Annotated in this window: 15 protein-coding genes; 8 read left to right on the top strand and 7 right to left on the bottom strand. The window is 69.3% G+C overall.

What is annotated here, in order from left to right; all coding sequences use genetic code 11:
- Positions 1-42: 42 nt before the first annotated feature.
- The 3 genes from KTR9_RS08210 to KTR9_RS08200 all read left to right on the top strand — a co-directional run bounded on the left by KTR9_RS08210 (position 43) and on the right by KTR9_RS08200 (position 4,220).
- Positions 43-1,200 (top strand): acyl-CoA dehydrogenase family protein, encoded by a 1,158-nt coding sequence (locus KTR9_RS08210; RefSeq protein ID WP_014925995.1) that lies wholly within the window; start codon positions 43-45, stop codon positions 1,198-1,200.
- A 324-nt stretch (positions 1,201-1,524) separates the two neighbouring features.
- Positions 1,525-2,364, top strand: a complete 840-nt coding sequence (locus tag KTR9_RS08205) for an SGNH/GDSL hydrolase family protein (protein WP_148281259.1) — start codon at positions 1,525-1,527, stop codon at positions 2,362-2,364.
- Positions 2,365-2,396: 32 nt separating this feature from the next.
- Positions 2,397-4,220 (top strand): ABC-F family ATP-binding cassette domain-containing protein, encoded by a 1,824-nt coding sequence (locus KTR9_RS08200; RefSeq protein ID WP_014925993.1) that lies wholly within the window; start codon positions 2,397-2,399, stop codon positions 4,218-4,220.
- A gap of 39 nt (positions 4,221-4,259) precedes the next feature.
- Here the strand turns inward: KTR9_RS08200 and KTR9_RS08195 are convergent, their stop codons facing one another.
- Genes KTR9_RS08195 through KTR9_RS08185 form a run of 3 tightly spaced genes read right to left on the bottom strand, consistent with a single transcriptional unit; the run spans position 4,260 to position 7,110 of the window.
- Positions 4,260-5,405, bottom strand: coding sequence for an alpha/beta hydrolase (locus tag KTR9_RS08195; RefSeq protein WP_044506270.1), 1,146 nt, complete (start codon positions 5,403-5,405; stop codon positions 4,260-4,262).
- 17 nt (positions 5,406-5,422) lie between these two features.
- Positions 5,423-6,388 (bottom strand): 4-(cytidine 5'-diphospho)-2-C-methyl-D-erythritol kinase, encoded by a 966-nt coding sequence (locus KTR9_RS08190; protein ID WP_010844377.1) that lies wholly within the window; start codon positions 6,386-6,388, stop codon positions 5,423-5,425.
- A 53-nt stretch (positions 6,389-6,441) separates the two neighbouring features.
- Positions 6,442-7,110 (bottom strand): HAD family hydrolase, encoded by a 669-nt coding sequence (locus tag KTR9_RS08185; RefSeq protein ID WP_044507757.1) that lies wholly within the window; start codon positions 7,108-7,110, stop codon positions 6,442-6,444.
- A gap of 141 nt (positions 7,111-7,251) precedes the next feature.
- On the opposite strand from KTR9_RS08185, the gene KTR9_RS08180 reads away from it, so the two are divergent.
- Positions 7,252-8,244, top strand: a complete 993-nt coding sequence (locus tag KTR9_RS08180; RefSeq protein ID WP_014925990.1) for an LLM class F420-dependent oxidoreductase — start codon at positions 7,252-7,254, stop codon at positions 8,242-8,244.
- A gap of 126 nt (positions 8,245-8,370) precedes the next feature.
- On the opposite strand, the gene rsmA is transcribed toward KTR9_RS08180, so the two are convergent.
- From rsmA to KTR9_RS08160, 4 genes are all read right to left on the bottom strand, one after another.
- A complete protein-coding gene (rsmA, locus tag KTR9_RS08175; RefSeq protein WP_044506268.1) occupies positions 8,371-9,333 on the bottom strand; it encodes a 16S rRNA (adenine(1518)-N(6)/adenine(1519)-N(6))-dimethyltransferase RsmA in 963 nt (320 codons plus the stop codon).
- Positions 9,297-10,463 (bottom strand): resuscitation-promoting factor, encoded by a 1,167-nt coding sequence (locus KTR9_RS08170; RefSeq protein ID WP_193363236.1) that lies wholly within the window; start codon positions 10,461-10,463, stop codon positions 9,297-9,299. The genes rsmA and KTR9_RS08170 overlap by 37 nt, the downstream gene beginning before the upstream one ends.
- Before the next feature lie 91 nt (positions 10,464-10,554).
- Positions 10,555-11,472: a TatD family hydrolase gene (locus tag KTR9_RS08165; protein ID WP_014925987.1), complete on the bottom strand. Its 918-nt coding sequence runs from the start codon at positions 11,470-11,472 to the stop codon at positions 10,555-10,557.
- A 57-nt stretch (positions 11,473-11,529) separates the two neighbouring features.
- Positions 11,530-12,363, bottom strand: a complete 834-nt coding sequence (locus KTR9_RS08160) for a PhzF family phenazine biosynthesis protein (protein WP_010844383.1) — start codon at positions 12,361-12,363, stop codon at positions 11,530-11,532.
- A 181-nt stretch (positions 12,364-12,544) separates the two neighbouring features.
- Here KTR9_RS08160 and KTR9_RS08155 point away from each other — a divergent pair, with 181 nt between their 5' ends.
- The 4 genes from KTR9_RS08155 (at position 12,545) to KTR9_RS08140 (ending at position 17,421) form a co-directional block, all read left to right on the top strand.
- Positions 12,545-13,267, top strand: a complete 723-nt coding sequence (locus KTR9_RS08155; RefSeq protein ID WP_010844384.1) for a beta-phosphoglucomutase family hydrolase — start codon at positions 12,545-12,547, stop codon at positions 13,265-13,267.
- Entirely contained in the window at positions 13,264-15,621 is a 2,358-nt protein-coding gene (locus KTR9_RS08150) for a glycoside hydrolase family 65 protein (RefSeq protein ID WP_044506266.1), read from the top strand. Before KTR9_RS08155 ends, KTR9_RS08150 begins: the two co-directional genes overlap by 4 nt.
- 85 nt (positions 15,622-15,706) lie before the next feature.
- Entirely contained in the window at positions 15,707-16,429 is a 723-nt protein-coding gene (locus KTR9_RS08145) for a HEAT repeat domain-containing protein (protein ID WP_014925985.1), read from the top strand.
- A gap of 2 nt (positions 16,430-16,431) precedes the next feature.
- Entirely contained in the window at positions 16,432-17,421 is a 990-nt protein-coding gene (locus KTR9_RS08140; RefSeq protein WP_014925984.1) for a HEAT repeat domain-containing protein, read from the top strand.
- The last annotated feature ends 46 nt before the right edge of the window (positions 17,422-17,467 follow it).

Below are 17,467 nucleotides of genomic sequence, written 5' to 3'. Positions count from 1 at the left end.
TGTCGTCAGACCCGTCCGCCCACAACAGTTTCGAGGGACCACATGCAGCGTCGCATCTTCACCGAGGACCACGAATCGTTCCGCAAGACAGTCCGGGACTTCATCGCCAAGGAGGTCGCGCCCGTCTATCACGACTGGGAGAAACAGGGACATCCGCCGCGTGAGTTCTACAACCGTCTCGGCGAACTCGGCGTCCTGGGCATCGAGGCGCCCGAGGAGTACGGCGGCGGCGGTGTCTCCGACTTCACCTACTCGATGGTGATCGCCGAGGAGACCTCGGCCGCGGGTGTCACCTTCGGCAGCTACTCGGTGCACTCGAACCTGATCCTCCCCTACCTCGTCGAGTACGCCACCGACGAGCAGAAGCAGCGCTGGCTGCCCGGATTCTGTTCCGGCGAGCTGATGTTCGCGATCGCGATGACCGAACCCGGCACCGGTTCTGATCTCGCCAACATCTCGACCACCGCCAAGCTGTCCGAGGACGGATCGCACTACGTACTCGACGGCGCGAAGACGTTCATCACCGGCGGCGCACTCGCCGATCGCGTCCTCGTCGTCGCCCGGACCGCACCCTTCGATCCCGAGAACCGTCGTGCCGGATTGTCGATCCTGGTGGTGGACACCAAGTCCGAGGGATTCTCGGTCGGCCGCAAGATCGAGAAGATCGGACTCAAGGCCTCCGACACCGCCGAGCTCTCGTTCAGTTCGGTCGAGGTTCCCGTGTCCGACCGGCTCGGCGAGGAGGGAGCCGGGTTCTCGTACCTGGCGCACAACCTCGCGCAGGAACGACTCACCATCGCCGTCGGGGCGTCGGCCACCGCCGCGGCAGCCGTCCAGCATGCGATCGCCTACACCAAGGAGCGCGACGTCTTCGGCAAACCCGTTGCCGCGTTCCAGAACACCAAGTTCGTGCTCGCCGAGTGCTCTGCCGAGGTCGAGGCGATCCGCGCGATCGTCGACCGCGCACTCGAACTCCACAACGAGGGCGAACTCACCGTCCCGGACGCGGCCCGCGCGAAGCTGTTCGCCACCGAGACCGCCGGCAAGGTCATCGACAAGTGCCTGCAGTTGCACGGCGGGTACGGCTACGTCCTGGAGTACCCGATCGCCCGGCTGTACGCAGACACCCGCGTCACCCGCATCTACGGTGGCACCAGCGAGGTCATGAAGACGATCATCGCCAAGGACCTCGGCCTGTAGGTGTCATGCAGGTCGCTGCTCCGACTGTCGCTCCCTGAAAACCACCCCACGGAGCCGGGTCGGGCGACCCATCGGCAGCTGTCCGTTTCCTACGGGTGGTCTTCAGCCTGCTCGTGTGATATCCGCCGCTCACGCCCCCCGCAAAGTTCGCGCAGCCCGCGGTAACAGGCGACCGATGCGTACCGACAACCCCGGTGAACGCTCAGCCCAGTCCGGTTTCCCGTCCGCCGGTCGTGCCTTAAGATTCCCTGAGCAATCGGCGGGTAGCGGAAGTGGTGTGCGTTGGTGGGGTTTGTCCGGGGTGGGGTCCGAGTATTGGCGACGGTGCTGGTCACCGCGTTCGTGGTGTCGCTGATGGCAGCGGTGTCCGCGCCCGCGCAGGCGGCCCCGGCGCGCTACACCGGTGGCACCTACGTGGCGCTCGGTGATTCGCGTGCGTCCGGGAGCTTCTACACCCCGACCCCCGCGTATTTCGGAGGCTGCAAGCGGTCGGCGTTCAACTACCCGACCCTCGTCGCCGGGGCCACTCTGCCGCGACGTTTCATCGACGCCTCGTGCGCGGGCGCCCAGGCGGCGCACCTGTACCAGGCCCCACAACACACCAGCGGTGGCACGAAGCCGATTCAGCTGCATCTGGTCCCGCGCGACGCGCAACTGATCACGGTGAGCATCGGCGGCAACGACATGCGGTGGAACGCGATCCTGAACCAATGCCGGACGCCCGCGTTCACCGACCGGCGCTGCCGCCACAACCGCGGCCTCGAGAACGAGGTCCGGCGTCGGATCGACCTGATGGAGAGCCGGGTGACCCCGGCGCTTCGCGCAGTCCGGAAGAAGGCACCCAACGCCCAGATCATCGTCGTCGGCCTGGGTGGCTTCATCGGGTTCAGCGGATGCTGGCCGCTCGTCCCGCTGAGCGACCCCGACGCCCGGTGGATGCGTGAGGTCTTCAACCGCGCCAACGGCGCGCTCTGGCGGGCGTCGACCAAGGTCGGTGGCACCTTCATCGACGCCAACCGCCGATCGGCGGGGCACGATGCGTGCAACCTGATCAGCCCCTGGTACGAGAGCTCGCTGTCGAATCGCATCGCCCTGCCATTCCACGTCAACCAGGCCGGCGCCGTCGCCTTCGCAGCCATGATCAACGGGGCCATCCGCCGTTAGCCCGACACCGGCCACCCACTAGCGTTTGTCGGGTGGCTCATCTACTCGGCGCGGAAACCCTAGGCCTGGAATACCCGACCACCAAGGTCTTCGAGTCGGTGTCCCTCGGCGTCAACGAGGGCGACCGCATCGGCATCGTCGGGCGCAACGGCGACGGCAAGTCGAGCCTATTGGCGATGCTCGCCGGACGGATGCAGCCCGATTCCGGTCGCGTCACCGTCCGGGGCGGCGTGCGTGTCGGCGTCCTGGATCAGGTCGACGTGTTCGACGACGACGAGACCGTCGGGCACGCCGTCGTCGGTGACCGTCCCGAACACGAATGGGCGGGCGACGCCCGCGTCCGCGACGTCATCGGGGGACTACTCGGGGACGTCGAGTGGACCGCGCCCACCGCGTCGCTGTCGGGTGGTCAGCGACGCCGGGTGTCCCTGGCACGGCTGCTGGCCGGTGAGCACGACGTCCTCGCGCTGGACGAGCCGACCAACCACCTCGACGTCGAGGCCATCACCTGGCTCGCACAGCACCTCAAGCGCCGCTGGCCGGCCAACGCCGGCGGACTGATGGTCGTCACCCACGACCGGTGGTTCCTGGACGAGGTCTGCACCGTCACCTGGGAGGTACACGACCGGATCGTCGAACCGTTCGAGGGCGGATACGCCGCCTACATCCTGCAGCGCGTCGAACGCGACCGGCAGGCCGCGACCATCGAGGCGCGCCGGCAGAACCTGGCACGCAAGGAACTGGCCTGGTTGCGTCGGGGCGCCCCGGCACGGACATCCAAGCCGAAGTTCCGGATCGACGCGGCCAACGCACTGATCGCCGACGTACCGCCGGTTCGCGACACCGTCGCCCTGCAGTCCCTGGCCACCGCACGTCTCGGCAAAGACGTCGTCGACCTGCTCGACGTGTCGGTGTCCTACGGCGAGCGCAACGTCCTCGACGGCGTCGAGTGGCGGCTCGCGCCGGGTGAGCGCACCGGCATCCTCGGGGTCAACGGCGCGGGCAAGTCCACGCTGCTCGGTCTCATCGCCGGGACGGTGGAGCCGACCGGCGGACGGGTCAAGCGCGGCAAGACGGTCAAGGTCGCCACCCTGACCCAGCGCCTCGACGACCTCGACCGGTACCTCGACGATCCGGTCCGCGTGGTCATCACGGAACTGCAGACCACCTACACCTTCGGCGCCGGATCGAAGGCGCAGGAACTCTCGCCGTCGCAGCTGCTCGAACGGCTGGGCTTCGACAGCGCGCAGCTCTCCACCCCGGTCCGAGATCTGTCCGGCGGACAGAAGCGACGCCTGCAGCTGCTGTTGATCCTCCTCGACGCCCCGAACGTGCTGATCCTCGACGAGCCGACCAACGACCTCGACACCGACATGCTCGCCGCGCTCGAGGATCTTCTCGACTCCTGGCCGGGCACGCTCATCGTCGTCTCGCACGACCGGTACTTCCTCGAACGGGTCACCGATCAGCAGTTCGCCGTCCTCGACGGCAAGTTGCGACACCTCCCGAACGGGGTCGACGAGTTCCTGAAACTCCGTGCGGCGCAGTCGAAGGCGACCGCCTCCGGATCGGGTTCGGGCGGTTCGGGTTCGGGCCGTTCGACGTCGACGGGCGGTGGGTCGGGTTCGGCCCTGAGCGGCGCGGAGCTGCGCGCGGCGAACAAGGAGCTGGCCGCCCTGGAGCGTCGGATCGACAAGTTGCACAGCACGATCGACTCCGCGCGAGCGGCGCTGGCCGACCATGATCAGTCCGACTACCAGGGGCTCGCCGCCGAGACCGAACGCATCCGCGCCATGGAGACCGAGCTGGCCGAGGTCGAGGACCGCTGGATGGAGCTCGGCGAAGCCCTCGAATGACCGGCGGCCCGGGCCGGTCGTCGTCGGCGAAGGATCTCGTCAGCGGCCGAACGACTCCCGGATCGCTGTCATCACGTCGGGCAGCGACTCGTCGACGACGCTGCTGTGATCGGCACGCGCGTAGGTCTTGAGGTCGACGTCGGTGCCCGCGTCGCGCATCGCCGACCGCAGGGACCGGGACAGCGGGTAGGGCAGCACCGGATCGAGAAACCCATGTGCCAGCGTGACTTTCGCCGGATATCCGGACGTGGGGACCTCCGCGTACTCGCGCAGGGCGTCGCGGAACTCCTGCTCGTCGGTGAACGACGACGCGACGAGTGAACCCGGTGACACCGACCGCAGCGCGTCGACCAGATCGCCGTTGCACCGGGCGCGCGCCCGGTCGAGGAAACGCTTGCCGTCGGCGGTCAGGAAGTCGGCGACACCGAGCTCCGGATGGGCGTGGTCGAGACCGGCGAGGGTGAACAGGAACGGCGCACTGAGGACATTCAGCGCGCCGAGGCCCGGGACGCGGGGGCCGAACAGTCCGAAGAGGTTCTCCAGCGACGACACCGGGGCGATCGCGACGATGCCGGCGACCGGCAGTTCGGGTGCGTGCTCCGCGGCGAGGCGGCCCGCATGCAGCGCGGCGTGACCGCCCTGCGAATGACCCGTCGACACCCACCGCGACCCGAGTGAGGGGTCGACCGACCGTGCCGCCCGGATCATGTCGAGTACCGAATACGCGGCCGCCCGGCCGCCGAGGTACTCCGTCTCCCCCGCCGATCCAAGCCCGGCGTAGTCGGTTGCGGTGACCGCGTAGCCGGCGTCGAGTGCCGCCCGCACCGGCGCCTCGACGCCGTCGCCGAGGCGGTGCAGGGTCGGCGCGCACTCATCGGCAAGGCCCACCGTCCCGTGCGCCCAGGAGACGATCGGCCAGCCGCCGGCGGGCGGCACGCCCTCGGGCACCCAGTACACGCCGCTCGACATCGCCGGACGTCCGTTCTGATCGCGCGTCGCGTAGGTGATCCGGGTCCCCGATCGGGCAGCCGACGGGAGTTCGTCGTCGGCGACCTCGGTGGTGGTGAACACGAACCCGTCGGCGGGTGCGGCGGCCACGGCGGAGCCCGGCATGGCGACCGCCGACAGCCCGAGCAGCAGGGCGACGACTGTCGACGCGACGACAGCGAAGGGTCTACGGGGCATCGATCAACCGTAGGTGATCAGCGCCGGAGATCGGCTCCCAGGACTCGCGTCCCGGCAGCCGGACCGCTGGCGGTGCGGACCGAGCGAGCAACTCCGGCGCCGGACAATTCCGCCGCGACGTTCACCGCGCTGGTCTCGTCGGCGCACAGGAAGGCGCACGTCGGACCCGACCCCGACACGATGCCGCCCAGCGCTCCGGCGTCGATCCCGGCGCGCAGCGTCCGGCGGAGCGTCGGCTGCAATGAGAGCGCCGCGGGCTGTAGATCGTTGTGCAGCAGCGGCGCCACCGCGCGCGGGTCGCCCGACGCCAGCGCCTGCATCAGTTCGTCGGGGCGTCGGAGCAGGTCGCGTTCGTCGTCGTCGGCGCACTCGCCAGAACGGCTGCCGCGCAACCGATCCAGTTCGCGGTACACCGCCGGCGTGGACAGCCCTTCGCGCGCGAGTGCCAGGACCCAGTGGAATTCCCCGCGGGAGAGGACCTGCATCAACCGCTCGCCGCGCCCGGTGCCGAGCGCGGTGTTGCCGTGCAACGCGAACGGGACGTCGCTGCCCAGACCCGCCGCGATCGTGGCGAGGTCGTCCCGGCCGATGTCGAGTTTCCAGAGGGCGGCGAGTGCGACGAGCGCCCCCGCGGCGTCGGCGCTGCCACCGGCCATGCCGCCGGCGACCGGGATCGTCTTGTCGATGTCGATGGCGACCTTGCCGGACCGGTCCGCCCAGTCGGCCAGTGCCAACGCCGCGCGTACCGCGAGATTGGACTCGTCGGCCGGGACCGACCCGGCGCCTTCACCGCGGACGGTCACGGTCGTCTCGTTCGCACGGGCCACCCGGATGTCGTCGTGCAGGGACAGCGCCTGGAAGACGGTGACCAGGTCGTGGTACCCGTCCTCGCGGCGCGGACCGACCCCGAGGTGCAGATTGACCTTCGACGGAGCCCGTGCGGTGACGGAGTCCGACACCACCGACAGCGACGTACGCGACACAATGATCCAGCCTAGCGCCCCAGGGTCGGCCTCGCGCCAATCGACGCCGTCGCTCAGGGACGCCAGTCGCGGTCGACGAGTTCACCGACGTGCTCGACGACGAGCACCGCCCCCGAGTCGCGCAACTCACCCTCCGAGAACCCGCCGGAGCGCACCGCAACGCACTCCGCCGGCAGCCGGTGCGCCGACGCCACATCCCACACCGTGTCGCCGACGACCACAGCCCGCCCGCCGCCGGCCTCGTCGAGGGCGACCGACAGGATATCGGGCGCCGGCTTGGACGAGTCGGCATCGTCCGAGGTCGTCACGGCGGCGAAGTCGTTCCGCGACAACCCCATCGACTCCAGCGCCGCATCGGTGAACTCCGACTTCCCCGACGACGCGAGAGCCACCCGATACCCGGCGTCGAGCAACCCTCGGACCAGGTCGGCTGCGCCGAGGAGCGGACGGACGTCGGGTAGCAGCCGGCGGTAGTGCCCCTCCCAGTCGTCGCGGAGCGTATCGCCGAGCGAATCCTCCACCTCGTCGCCGCAGATCTCGCCGACGAGGCGGTCGCCGCCCATGCCGATCGCCCGGTGCACCCGCCACCACTGCGGGATCAGGTCGTGGCCTGCGAAGGCCCGCATCCACGCCAGCGCGTGGAGGTAGGTCGAGTCGACGAGGGTACCGTCGACATCGAGAAGCACGGTGTCGATAGACCCATCCGCTTTGTGGTCCGGCATCTGCACCTCGTTTCCGGGGTCGAGAACCGCGCCCCGTCGTCGGACGTCCGCCGTCCGGACACCACCGTCTCGAGCGTCCCGGATTCGGACCTACGACTCAACGCCTACACCGAAGCGACCGATCTCGCAGAGGAGAACCCCATGGCAACGCGATTCGGCTACACCCTGATGACCGAGCAGGCCGGCCCGAAAGAGCTGGTGCGGTACGCCGTCGGCGCCGAAGACGCTGGCTTCGACTTCGAGGTGTCGAGCGACCACTACTTTCCGTGGCTCTCGGCCCAGGGTCACGCACCGTACGCGTGGACGGTCCTGGGAGCCGTCGCCCACGCGACCGAGCGGGTCGACCTGATGACGTACGTGACGTGCCCGACGATCCGCTATCACCCGGCGATCATCGCGCAGAAGGCCGCGACGCTGCAGATCCTCGCCGACGGTCGCTTCACCCTCGGTCTGGGCTCGGGCGAGAACCTCAACGAACACGTCGTCGGCGAGGGTTGGCCGTCGGTCGCCGACCGCCAGGACATGCTCGCCGAGGCCATCGAGATCATCCGCAAGCTGCACACCGGCGAGCTCGTCGACTTCCGCGGCGAGTTCTTCCAGGTCGACGCCGCCCGGATCTGGGATCTCCCCGATCAGCCGGTCCCGATCGGTGTCGCGGTCGCAGGCAACGCGGGCATCGAGACGTTCGGCCCGCTCGCCGACCACCTGATCGCCGTCGAACCCGACGCCGACTTCATCAACGCCTGGAACGCGCACTCGTCGACCCCGACCGTCGACGGACAGCGGTCCCGCGCGATCGGGCAGATCCCCATCAGCTGGGATCCCGACCGCGACAAGGCGATCGAACGTGCGCACGATCAGTTCCGGTGGTTCGCCGGCGGATGGGATGTCAACGCCGACCTGCGGACCACCGCGGGATTCGCCGCCGCGACCCAGTTCGTCACGCCGGACGACGTCGCAGGCAACATCCCGTGCGGCCCCGACCTCGACCAGATCGTCGAGGCCGTGAAACCCTTCTGGGAGGCCGGCTTCACCGACATCGCGCTCGTCCAGATCGGGGGCGACACGCAAGACGAGTTCCTGCGCGACGCCGCACCCGCGCTGCTGGAGAAGTTGCGAGCCGCGTCGAACTGAGTCCGAAAGCGCCCCTGAGATCCGCCCCGCGGGCGGCCGCGAGCGACGATGTGTCGCCGCGACGCCTCCTGTGGGTGGATTCCAGGGGCGGTTTTCGTCAGGCGCAGGCGCAGGCAGCAAACCCCATCAGGTGGTGCGTGCGAGCCGGACGAAGTCGTCGACGTCGAGCTTCTCGCCCCGCTCGCCGGGATCGATACCGGCCTCGCGCAGTCGGCGTTCGGCTTCGGCCGCCGATCCCGCCCAGCCGGCGAGGGCCGAGCGCATCGTCTTGCGGCGCTGGGCGAATGCGGCGTCGATCGCGGCGAACACCTGCTGCCGGTCGAGCGGGTCGGTCGAATGGTCGTCGGTGCGTTCGATGCGGACGAGTCCCGACTCGACCTTGGGTTCGGGCCAGAACACGTTGCGTCCCACCGAACCCGCCCGGGTCACGCGACCGTGGTAGCGCGCCTTCACGCTCGGTACGCCATAGGTCCGGCTGCCCGGGCCCGCAGCGAGGCGGTCGGCGACCTCCGCCTGCACCATCACGAGCGCGGTGGTGATCTCGGGGAACAATCCGAGCAGGTGCAACAGGACCGGCACCGAGACGTTGTACGGCAGGTTCGCGACGAGAGCGGTCGGCACCACTGGGAGGTCGTCGCGCGTCACGTGCAGGGCGTCGGCGAGGATGACTTGGAAGTTGTCCTGCCGGCTCGGCGCGTACTCCGCGATCGTTGCCGGAAGACGTTGCGCGAGAACCTGATCGATCTCGATCGCGACGACCTTGCCGGCCGTCCCGAGTAGCGCGAGGGTGAGCGAGCCCAATCCCGGGCCGACCTCGAGGACGGTGTCGCCGGCGCCGACACCCGACGCCGCGACGATGCGCCGCACCGTGTTCGCGTCGTGGACGAAGTTCTGTCCCAGCGTCTTGGTCGGCCGGACACCGACCTCGGCTGCGAGCTCCCGGATCTGCGCGGGTCCGAGCAGGCGCGGGGCCTCGTCGGGCGTGCCCGCAGGTGTCTCGTCGGGCGTGCCCGCAGGTGTCTCGTCGGGCGTGCCCGCGGGCGTCTCGTCGATCAGCGCAGGCCCAGCTTGGACGAGCAGGACGGCCACGCGCCCCAGCCCTGGACCGCTTGGGTCTTTTTCGCGATCGCGATCTGCTCCTCGCGGCTGGCGAGGTCGGCTCGCGGAGCGTACTCGAGACCGCCCCAGCGCTCCCAGGTGTTCTGGTCGAACTGGACGCCGCCGTAGAAGCCGTTGCCCGTGTTGATCGCCCAGTTGCCGGTCGCCTCACACGCGGCGAGCGCGTCCCACACCGACCCCGGCGGCACGAACGGCGCACCCGGCTTGGTGCCGATGCGGACGGTGGCCGCGACGGGCTCGCTGAGCACCTCGCTGGTCAGCTTGTCGCGCTTGACGACCCGGCCGTTCACGGTGGTGACCTTGTAGGTGACACGCGCCTCGCCGGGAGTCCCCTTCTTCTCGACCACCTTGCGATCGCGGACGAGGGTGGGGTCCTCTTTCTTGACCTCCGGCGGAGCGACGGGCTCGGTGAGGGTGACGTCCTCGGTCTTGATCCGGGTGACGACGATCTTGAGGTTCGGGGTGACCTTGGTGTCGGCCGCGGGGGTGACCTTGTCCTCGGCGCCCAGCGGCGTCCCGAGTGACTCGAGCAGATCTTTCACGGTGTGTGCGGCGACGGTCGGACGCTTCTTGGCCGGGCCGTCGACGAGAGTCACCGGCTTGGGCAGCGCGACGTCGATCTCGCCGCCGTCGACCGGGAGTTCGTTGCCGAAGACGGCCTGCTCGGCGGCGTGGCTCAGCCCGCGTTCGGCCAGCAGCTGATCGACGGTCGAGGCGTTGGTGACGATCCTCTCCGGCTTGCCCTCGACGTCGAGGGTGACCTCCTTGAGCCGGTTGACCTTGATGGTCTGGCCGTCGCCGAATCCGGAGTCCAGGCCGGGGCTCACCTTGTCACCGTCCGCGGGTGCGAGCCCCTCGGACTCGAGGAGGCTCTCGACGGACATCGCCATGGTGGACACGTGCCGAACGTCGCCGTCGACGTCGATCGCGACGTTCTTGTGCATGGCGACGCCCATGATCCCGCCGGCCGCGACGGTGGCGCAGACGGCGCCGACCGCGACGCGGACACGCAACGAGTTCGATCCGTTGATCTTGGAGAAGACCGTTTTTGGCGACGCCGGGGTGGACGACTCTGGGTTCGGCAAGGAAGGCAAGGGCACGACATCCTGATAGGCAACACTGGCACCACGTCGGCCGACTGGATCTGCACGCCGGCCAGGCGGATCACAGTACGATAACGAACCGGCCAGATTATGGCAAAGGGATGCCGTACACCCGGCGCGCGTTGGCCCCGAGGGTCTGTGCCATCTCCGCGTCCGTCACCCCGCGCACCTCGGCGAGCGCCCGCGCCGTGTACGGCAGGCAATACGACTGATTCGGCTGGCCACGGTAGGGATGCGGGGTCAGGAACGGCGCGTCGGTCTCGACGAGAAGCTGGTCGTCGGGCACGAGTTCGGCCGCGATCCGGAGTTCCTCGGCGTTGGCGAAGCTCACAGTGCCGGCGAAACTGAGCATGAAGCCACGCTCGACACATTCGCGTGCAACATTTCGGTCACCGGAGAAGCAGTGCATGATCACGGATTCGGGCGCGCCCTCCGCGGCCAGGACGTCCAGCAGATCCCGGTCGGCCTCACGGTTGTGGATCATCAGCGGCTTGCCCACCCGCTTCGCGAGGTCGATGTGCCAGCGGAACGTCTCATGCTGCACCCCGGGTGGCGCGCACTCGTCGGACTTCCCGGGCCAGTAGTAGTCGAGACCCGTCTCGCCCACCGCGACGACCCGCGGGTGACGCACCATCTGTTCGAGCTCGGCCGCGGTCTCGTCGTTCAGATCCCCGGCATGCATCGGATGCAAGGCCACCGCCGCGTAGACCCGATCGTCCCATTCCGCGGCCGCGACCGCCCAGCGCGCGTCGACCATGTCGTCGGAGACGGTGACCACATGGTCGACGCCGACGGCCTGCGCGTGGTCGCAGATCGCGCGGACCGCGTCGGCGTCGCGTCCGCCGCACGCCGCGAGGTGGGTGTGCGCGTCGACGAGACCGGCCAGCGGAGCCGGGTCCGGCGGTGGTTCGCGCCGACGACGCTTCTTCGCGGCCTTGTTGCTCAGGGTCTCGCCGCCGTTCGGCTCGGCAGGCCCCGTGCCGGGGCCACCAGGGGCGTCGCTCATGGCACCCACCTTGGCACAGAGCGCCCGACGCCTCCGGCCGCGGTGCGCCCCGACCGCCTAGAGCGTCACCGTGCCCTCGATCACCGTCGTGGTGTCCCCGCCGATCCAGATGTTCTCGCCGTCGTCGTGGACGTGGATGCGCCCGGCACGGCCGAGTGCCGCACCCTGCGCGGCGACATAGGACGCCGGTGCGTGGCCGTGCGCACGCAACCACATCGCGATACCGGCGTTGAGACTGCCCGTCACCGGGTCCTCGGGGACACCGATCCCCGGCACGAACGCCCGCACCTCACCGAAGACCTCGCCGTCACCCGAGCCGTACCGCCCGAACAGCCCGACCTTGTGATCCCCGAGGGCCGGGATGTCCGGCGCCACCTCGAGCACCCGCTCCCCCGACCCGAGCTGCAGCACCATCCATTCCGGCCCGTTGTCGACCCACTCGGCCGCGAGGACCTCGCCGACATCGACTCCCAGCGCGGCTGCGACCTCGGCGACGACCGCGGGCTCGACGGGGCCGGACCGCCGCAACGGCGGCGCCGCGAAGGCCAGGCGTGCACCCGAGCGGCGCAGTCGGACCAGGCCGACGCCGCACTCCTGCACGATGTCCTCCCCGGCCGGGCGGCCGCCCGTCGTCAGCCAGGCATGCGCGGAGCCGAGAGTGGGGTGCCCGGCGAACGGCAATTCCCCGTCCGGGGTGAAGATACGCAGGCGGTAGTCGGCGGCGGCGTCGGTCGGCGGCAGCACGAACGTCGTCTCCGACAGATTGGTCCAGCGGGCGAACGCGGCCATCCGGTCGTCGGGGATGTCGGCGGCGTCGAGCACCACGGCCACCGGGTTACCACCGGTTCCAGTGGCGGAGAACACATCGATCTGGGCGAATCGTCGGGTCATCGGTTCATCGTCTCACTCCCAGTTGTTGCCCGGTCAAAGGGTTTTCGGGTCGCCCACCCCGACCCGGGCGGACATCGCCCGACACGACGGGTACACGCGCGCGGACGTGTTCGAGGGAAAACGGTCCGCCCGGCCACGCAAATCGCGCCGGAGTCGTCCGGGACGGGTAGCGTGGCGAAGCGTGTTGGGATTGCCAGATTCGATCACCGTCGCACTGTTCGACCTCGACGGAGTTCTCACCGAGACCGCGGTGCTACACCGCAAGGCATGGAAGAAGGCGTTCGACGCCTTTCTCGCCGCGCGCCTGGGCGGCGCGGACCATGCCGACTTCGTCGAGTTCACCGACCAGGACTACCTCGCCTACGTCGACGGGCGTCCCCGCGAGGACGGCGTCCGGGCCTTCCTCGCCTCCCGAGGGATCGACGACGTCGACCCGCAGACCGTGACCGAGATCGGGAACGGGAAGAACGACATGTTCCTGGTCAGCCTGGCCGAGGACGGCGGGCAGGCATATCCGGGTTCGGTGCGATACCTCGAGGCGGCGCGAGATGCCGGCCTCCGGATCGCGGTGGTGACCTCCTCGAAGAACGGAGCAGCAGTGCTGGATGCAGCGGATCTGTCGAAATTCGTCGAGGTCCGGGTGGACGGGCTCGACATCGTGACGAAGGGCCTGAAGGGCAAGCCCGCTCCCGACTCGTTCCTCCTGGGCGCCGAGCAGATGGGCGTCGAACCCGCTGCGGCGGCGGTCTTCGAAGACGCCATCTCCGGCATCCAGGCCGGCAGCGCGGGAGCATTCGGCTACGTCGTGGGCGTCGACCGCGTCGGTGGTGTGCAGGCCGAGGCCATGCGCGCGGCCGGTGCCGACGTCGTCGTGACCGATCTCGTCGAATTGCTGCCCGCATGACCGCCGAGCACGGCCACGACTTCGGCTTCGAGATCCATCCGTGGCAGCTGAAATGGCGCGGCGGAGTCGATCTGGACATGCTCGGCCGAACCGAGACACTGTTCGCACTGTCCAACGGGCACATCGGTTTACGCGGGTCGTTCGAGGAAGGCGAGCCCGTCGACCATCCCGGCACCTACCTGAACGGCTTCTACGAGCTGCGCGGTCTGCCCTACGCGGAGAGCGGCTACGGCTATCCCGAGTCCGGACAGACCGTCGTCAACGTCACCGACGGCAAGATCATCCGGTTGCTGGTCGAGGACGAGCCGATGGACCTCCGGTACGGGCGTACCGAGGAGCACGAGCGGACGCTGGACTTCCGGACCGGCACCCTCCGTCGTCACACGGTGTGGACCTCACCCACCGGCCGCAAGGTCCGGATCAAGTCCGAGCGTCTCGTGTCCTTCACCAAACGCACGATCGCGGCGATCCGCTACGAGGTCGAGCCGGTCGACGAGGACATGAAACTCGTTCTGCAGTCCGATCTCCTGGCCAACGAGCCGGTGCCGGCACCGGGCAACGACCCGCGCCTGGCGGCCGCGCTGGACGCCCCGCTGGTCTCCGATCTCGCCACCTGCCGCAACTACTGGGGCATGCTGGTCCACCACACCAAGAAGTCCGGCCTGCACATCGCGGCCGGTATGGACCACGAGATCTACTTCCCCGACAAGGCCGACACCTTCATCCGTGCCGACGGTGACCTCGCCCGACTCACCATCGCGGCCAACGTGCCGAAGGGCAAGAGCCTGACCCTCACCAAGTACATGGGGTACGGCTGGTCGGCCCGACGCTCGGTGCCGGCGCTGCGTGCCCAGGTCGACGCGGCGCTCGCGATGGCGATGGAGACCGGCTGGGATTCGCTCAAGGCCGACCAGGTCCGCTACCTCGAGGACTTCTGGCGCGACGCCGACGTCGAACTCGACGGCGATCCGGAGTTGCAGCAGGCGGTCCGGTTCGCGCTGTTCCACGTGCTACAGGCCGGCGCGCGCGGTCAGTCCCGCGCCATCCCGGCCAAGGGGCTCACCGGCCCCGGCTACGACGGTCACACCTTCTGGGACACCGAGAGTTTCATCCTCCCGATGCTCACCTACACGGTCCCCGCCGCCGCCGGCGAGGAACTGCGATGGCGCCACTCCACCATGGACAAGGCGAAATCCCGCGCCGCCGAACTCGGTCAGCGCGGGGCGATGTTCCCGTGGCGGTCGATCAACGGCGACGAGTGTTCGGGCTACTGGCCCGCGGGCACCGCAGGCGTGCACGTGTCCGCCGACATCGCCAACGCCACGGCCCGCTACCTCCGGGCGACCAACGACGAACAGTTCGAGACCGAGTGCGGCGTCGAACTCCTCGTCGAGACCGCACGACTGTTCGCCGGCCTCGGGCACCACGACGTGAACGGCAAGTTCCGCATCGACGGCGTGACCGGTCCCGACGAGTACACCGCCGTGGTGAACAACAACACCTTCACCAACCTCGCGGCGCAGCAGAACCTGCGGGACGCCGTGGCGGCCGTACACCGCCGGCCGGACCTCGCCGAACAGTTCGGGGTCACGACCGCCGAAGCGGCGCACTGGGAAGCGTGTGCCGACGACATGACGATCCCCTACGACGACGCTCTCGGCGTCCACCAGCAGTGTGAGTCGTTCACCCTGCTGGGCGCCTGGGACTTCGAGTCGTCGGTCGGACGCTATCCGCTCCTGCTGAACTACCCGTATTACGACCTCTACCGCAAGCAGGTGGTCAAGCAGGCCGACCTGGTGTTCGCGACCTACCTGTTCGGCGATGCGTTCACCGCCGAGCAGAAGCTGCGCAACTTCGACTACTACTACCCGTTGACCGTCCGCGACTCGTCGCTGTCGGCGTGCTGTGAGGCGGTCACCGCCGCCGAGGTCGGCTACCCCGACCTCGCCTACGATCTGCTCGCCGAGTCGGTGTTCACCGATCTGCACGACCTGCACAACAACGTCAGCAGCGGCCTGCACATCGCCGCGCTGGCCGGTGCCTGGACCGACTGCGTCGCGGGCTTCGGCGGCATGCGCGACTTCGGCGGGAACATCACGTTCGCGCCCCGGCTCCCCCGGCGGCTGACGTACATGTCGTTCCGCATGATCATCCGCGACTCGAAGATCGTGGTGGCCGTCGACAAGGACAACGCGACGTACCGGCTGCTGTCGGGTCCGCCGATCGACCTGGCCCATCACGGCGAGAAGTTCACGCTCGAGTCGGCCCCGGTGACCATGCACATCCCGGAGCTGGAGTATCGCGAGCCGCCGAAGGCGCCACCGGGATGCGAACCCTACCGACGGGAGATCTAGGGCCCGGCCCGACGGTCGGGGTCCGCGCACTTGACGTTGTCACTGTGTCAAGGGGTGTGATCGACGGCGAAGGAGGTGGTCGACGATGACCGACCAGACGATTCGACCGTTCGATCCCGCGCTCGTGGCCGCACTCGCGGCCGGTGACGCGTCGACGAGGCTCCGTGCCGCGATGGCCGCGGGCACCAACCCGCATCCCGGGTACGTCGACGATCTCATCCGACGCTGCGCCGTCGAACCGGACTTCTTCGTGCGGGACATGCTGACCTGGGCTCTGACGCGCCTACGGGCCGATCTGACGGTGCCCGTTCTTCTTCCCCAGCTGGAGTCGGCGTCACCCCAGGCCCGGGCGCAGGCCCTGCACACCCTGTCGAAGATCGGCGACCGGTCGGCATGGACGTCGATCTCCCCCACGCTCCTGCACGACGCCGACGACGAGGTGGCGCGCACCGCCTGGCGGGCCGCCGTCGTCCTGGTCCCGGCCGGCCGCGAGGCCTGGCTCGCGAACGAACTTGCCGGCGAACTGGGCCGCGGGAGCACCGACGTCCGGCGGAGTCTCAGCCGTGCCCTCGCCGGACTCGGCGACTTCGCGGCTGGGCCGCTCGCGACCGCGAAGAAGCGCGGTGATCGCGAGGTGCGGGCGCACGTGGCCGCGACCGAGCGACTGATCGACGATCCGGAAAGCGACTTCGAGGCCACCTTGGAGTTCGCCTCGCGCTTGAACGGTAATGCCTCCGAAAGGGATTCGTCCGAGGGTGATTCGTCCGAGCAGCATTCGTCCGGCGCCGAGTCGGTCGACGGGGCGTGACGGTGCTGATCGGCGAGGTGGCGCAGCACACCGGCTTGAGCAGCCGGATGCTGCGCCACTACGACTCGCTCGGACTCGTGCGGCCCACCGGCCGGACGTCGGGCGGCTACCGGGAGTACGCCGCAGCGGATCTCGAGCGGCTCATGCACGTCGAGAGTCTCCGATCGCTCGGACTCTCGCTGCGCGAGGTCGGTCGCGCGCTCGACGATCCGGACTTCGAACCCGGTTCGCTGATGGACCGGCTCATCGACGACACCCGCGCGCGGATCGCCGCGGACACGCGGCTCCTGGAGCGGCTGCAGCGCGTCGCGGTGACGGGTCCCACCGAGTGGACGTCGGTACTCGACGTGATCGGTCTGCTCCGAGCGGTCCAGTCCGAACACGCGGCCCTTCGCCAGCGGGCCGCGCTGCTCGCCGGCGAGGTGGGCGTGTCCGGGGAGTCCCTGGCCGACGCGCTGCTGGCCGAGAGCGATCCCAACGTCGCCGGTGCGCTTCGGTGGGCGCTCGCGCAGAGACCGGGCGGCATCGACCAGCTCTCCGCGGGAGCGGCGGATCCTGACCCGATGATCCGGCGTCGCGCGGTCACCGCGCTGGCGGCACTCGCGGAGAACGATGAGATCGACGCGGTGTTGCACAGCCTGCTCGACGATCCCGACACCGTGGTCCGGCGCGTGGCCGCCCTGACGCTCGGGCGGCGCGGCGTCGACGCGGCGGTCGACGGACTCGTCGAGCTCATCGCCGCCGGCGACCGCGATGTCGAGGCCGCCGAGATCCTCGCCGGCCACGAAGCCCACCGCGAGCGGATCGTCGACCTGCTCGTCGACCGCCTGGGGGCCGACCCGGATGCGGCCGTGCGATCCCGACTGGTGCAGGCGCTGGCCGAGATACCCGGCACCGCAGCGACTTCGGCGCTGCAATCGTTCATCGGTGACGCCGACAGCATGGTGGCGCGAACAGCGATCGTGATCCTGGATCAGCGGCCCGGGGACTGATCGACTTCTCTGAATCCGTTGCGGCAGAGCCACTATGGCGCGGTCC

Source organism: Gordonia sp. KTR9, assembly GCF_000143885.2.
Taxonomy (GTDB): domain Bacteria; phylum Actinomycetota; class Actinomycetes; order Mycobacteriales; family Mycobacteriaceae; genus Gordonia.
This window is presented reverse-complemented; position numbering and strand designations above follow the sequence as displayed.

Coding starts and splice junctions, on each gene's coding strand:
- KTR9_RS08210 (WP_014925995.1), top strand. CDS start 43: ATGCAGCGTCGCATCTTCACCGAGGACCACGAATCGTTCCGCAAGACA.
- KTR9_RS08180 (WP_014925990.1), top strand. CDS start 7,252: ATGGCAACGCGATTCGGCTACACCCTGATGACCGAGCAGGCCGGCCCG.
- KTR9_RS08185 (WP_044507757.1), bottom strand. CDS start 7,110: ATGCCGGACCACAAAGCGGATGGGTCTATCGACACCGTGCTTCTCGAT.
- KTR9_RS08145 (WP_014925985.1), top strand. CDS start 15,707: ATGACCGACCAGACGATTCGACCGTTCGATCCCGCGCTCGTGGCCGCA.
- KTR9_RS08165 (WP_014925987.1), bottom strand. CDS start 11,472: ATGAGCGACGCCCCTGGTGGCCCCGGCACGGGGCCTGCCGAGCCGAAC.
- KTR9_RS08150 (WP_044506266.1), top strand. CDS start 13,264: ATGACCGCCGAGCACGGCCACGACTTCGGCTTCGAGATCCATCCGTGG.
- KTR9_RS08160 (WP_010844383.1), bottom strand. CDS start 12,363: ATGACCCGACGATTCGCCCAGATCGATGTGTTCTCCGCCACTGGAACC.
- KTR9_RS08195 (WP_044506270.1), bottom strand. CDS start 5,405: ATGCCCCGTAGACCCTTCGCTGTCGTCGCGTCGACAGTCGTCGCCCTG.